Annotated in this window: 2 protein-coding genes; one reads left to right on the top strand and one right to left on the bottom strand. The window is 75.6% G+C overall.

Going from position 1 to position 2,668, the window contains the following annotated elements:
• Nucleotides 1-978, bottom strand: a 978-nt coding sequence (locus G3I42_RS09935; protein WP_164284391.1) for a serine/threonine-protein kinase, incomplete at its 3' end; no start/stop codon positions are given.
• Nucleotides 979-1,507: 529 nt separating this feature from the next.
• Between G3I42_RS09935 and G3I42_RS36910 the strand changes: the two genes are divergently transcribed.
• Entirely contained in the window at nucleotides 1,508-1,675 is a 168-nt protein-coding gene (locus G3I42_RS36910; protein ID WP_010263598.1) for a hypothetical protein, read from the top strand.
• Nucleotides 1,676-2,668: the final 993 nt, after the last annotated feature.

Consider the following 2,668-nt stretch of genomic DNA (forward strand, 5'->3'; position numbering starts at 1 on the left):
GGGAGCCGCCGCCTCCGGCCGCCTGCGGCCACGCGGCGCCGGGGTCACCGGGCGCTGCTGCGTGGCCTGCTCGGCGTACTGCTCTGCGAGCCGGCCCGTGGGCCGCTCGATCACCTCGCGCTGCCCCGAGCCCCGGGTGCTGCCCGGGTGCTGCGTCTCGCGCGCGGCGATCTCCTTGAGCCGCAGCGAGAGCTGGAGGGTGCTCGGCCGTTCCTCGGGGTCCTTGGCGAGGCAGGCCCGCACGAGGGGCGCGAGCGCGTCGGGGACGCCGCGCAGGTGGGCCTCCTCGTGCACGACGCGGTAGAGCATGACCTCGGAGCTGCCGTGCCCGAACGGGGAGTCCCCGGTCGCCGCGTACGAGAGCGTCGCACCGAGCGCGAAGACGTCCGTCGCGGGCGTGACCGCCGCGCCGCGCACCTGCTCGGGCGCGAGGAAGCCGGGGGAGCCGACCGCCGTGCCGACGTGCGTGAGGGTGCTCGCCCCGGTCGCCCAGGCGATCCCGAAGTCGATGATGCGCGGGCCCTTGGGGGAGAGCAGGATGTTCGACGGCTTGAGATCGCGGTGCACGACGCCCGCCTCGTGCACCGCCACGAGCCCTTCCGAGAGCGCGGCCCCCACGGCCGCCACCTCGGCGGCGGTCAGCGGGCCCTCCTCGGCCACCTTGTCGTGCAAGGAGGGGCCGGGTACGTACTGCGTGGCGAACCAGGGCCGCTCGGCCTCCAGGTCCGCCGCCACGAGCCGTGCCGTACACCCTCCGCGAATGCGCCGGGCCGCCGAGACCTCACGGGCGAAACGCGAGCGGAACTCCTGGTCCTCCGCCAGATCCGGGCGGATGACCTTCAGCGCGACGCGCTGGCCCTTGCGGTCGGAGCCCAGGTAGACGACGCCCATCCCGCCCGCGCCGAGTCGCCGGTGAAGCCTGAACGAGCCGACGACACGCGGGTCCTCGCGCCGGAGCCGCATCATCGTCATGTCCATCCCCGCTGCCCGTTACTGCTGACGGGCCACAGCTTACGTTTCCACGCGCCGGTGCGCGCTGAGGCCGCGCCCTCCGTGACCGAACGATTGTCTTCGCGGGACACGCTGGTGAAAGTGGCTCACCATGACGCTGCTTCACCCGCTGGGCCGCGCCCCCGTTTTCGCCCAATTGCCGCAGGCTGCGGGCCTTTTCACCGCTTACGGGACCGGCCGCCCGGCGCCGAGCGGCCCCCGCCCCACCACCCCCCGCACCTGGCCGCCGCCCCGCCCGCCACCACCGGAACCACCCCTTCCGTCCGTGACCCACATCACGGTCCTCAGGGGAGTCCCCCAGAGGATCTCCACCCAGGGGAGTAGGGGACCGGCCCGCCGTCCTCCTGGGGGAGGCCCGGTATTCGGTACGAGGGCATGACGACCCCCTCTATCCGGGCGGGCGAGGATGGAGGCACAGCGACGGGAGCGCTACTCACCCCCCGAGGTCACGCCCCCGTCGCTCCCTCGACCGACACCTTCGGCAGGAGAAGGACCGATGGCCACGACCGTGCCCGAAGCACCCCGTGCCCGCACGCGCCCCGCGCGCCGCCACCCCCTGGTGGCCGCCGCCATCGTCCTTCCCCTGGCAGCCCTGCTCGTGGTCGTCTTCGGCGGCTGGGAAGCAGTGGTCCTCCAGGCGTCGTCCGTGGGCATGATGCCGTGACGCGCGGTTAGCGTCATGGGCCCGGAAGAGCGGTCCGGGCGGGGACATCAATGCCCGTGAAACCCCGTGGGGACGGGGGTGCGGCGGACGGCAACAGATGCCCGCGCGGCTGGGGAGCCGCGCGGGCATCATTATTCTCCGGCAGGCCCGGCGGCCCGCCCGTCCCGGTGCCGTGCCCGGCGTCCCGGCCTTCGGCTGCCCGCCCGCGCAGAATCCACGGACATTCCTTAGGCTCGCAAACGTGCACCCGATCACCACCCGGCGGTCCCCGTGACCGCCCCCCGGCCCCCCGCCCGCCCGGCCCCGCACGGCAGGACCGGCGCCGAGGACGCGGAAGTCCCCGGACCGCCGAACGGCACCCGCCCCGAGGCCGCGAGCGCGGACGGCGCGCAGGTGCCGACGGCATCCGCCGAAGGGACCGCGACGCTCCGCCCGGAAACCGCGCGACGCACCGGCCTGGGCGACTCGTCTGCGGGCACCGGCGGGGAGCACACCGGTACGGGGACGAGTCACGGCGGCGAGGGAGCGGGGACGGCGGCCGAGCGCGCGGAACGCGCGGCAGGGTGGCCGCTTTCTGGCGCGGGGTCCGGTGAGGCCGGTCCACGGGCGGGTTCGACCGAGGCGGGTCCACCGGCGGAACCCGATCGCGCGCGATCGTCCCGCGGGCCGTCCGGCCGGACCCCGTCCGGCTCAACACCGTCCGGCTCAGCACCGTCCGGCTCAGCACCGTCCGGCCGGACACCTGCCGGTGGCCGGGAGCCCCGCGCGGCCGGTACACGTGCTCACGCCGCCCCGGTCGCGGGAGACGGTGCCCCGGGCACGGGCGAGGACGGCGTGCCGTGGGACGGCGGACGTCCTGCCGGTGGCCTGCTCGCCGGAGACGGCCGGTCCGGGGGCGACGCCGGTCCCGTCTCCGCGTGTCACACGGCCGGGGAGCCGGGCGCGCCCGGGACCGAGCACGCCGGGGTCGTCGCGGCGCGGCAGCACGAGGAC

Source organism: Streptomyces sp. SID11385 (assembly GCF_010548245.1).
GTDB lineage: Bacteria > Actinomycetota > Actinomycetes > Streptomycetales > Streptomycetaceae > Streptomyces.

Coding starts and splice junctions, on each gene's coding strand:
- G3I42_RS36910 (WP_010263598.1), top strand. CDS start 1,508: ATGGCCACGACCGTGCCCGAAGCACCCCGTGCCCGCACGCGCCCCGCG.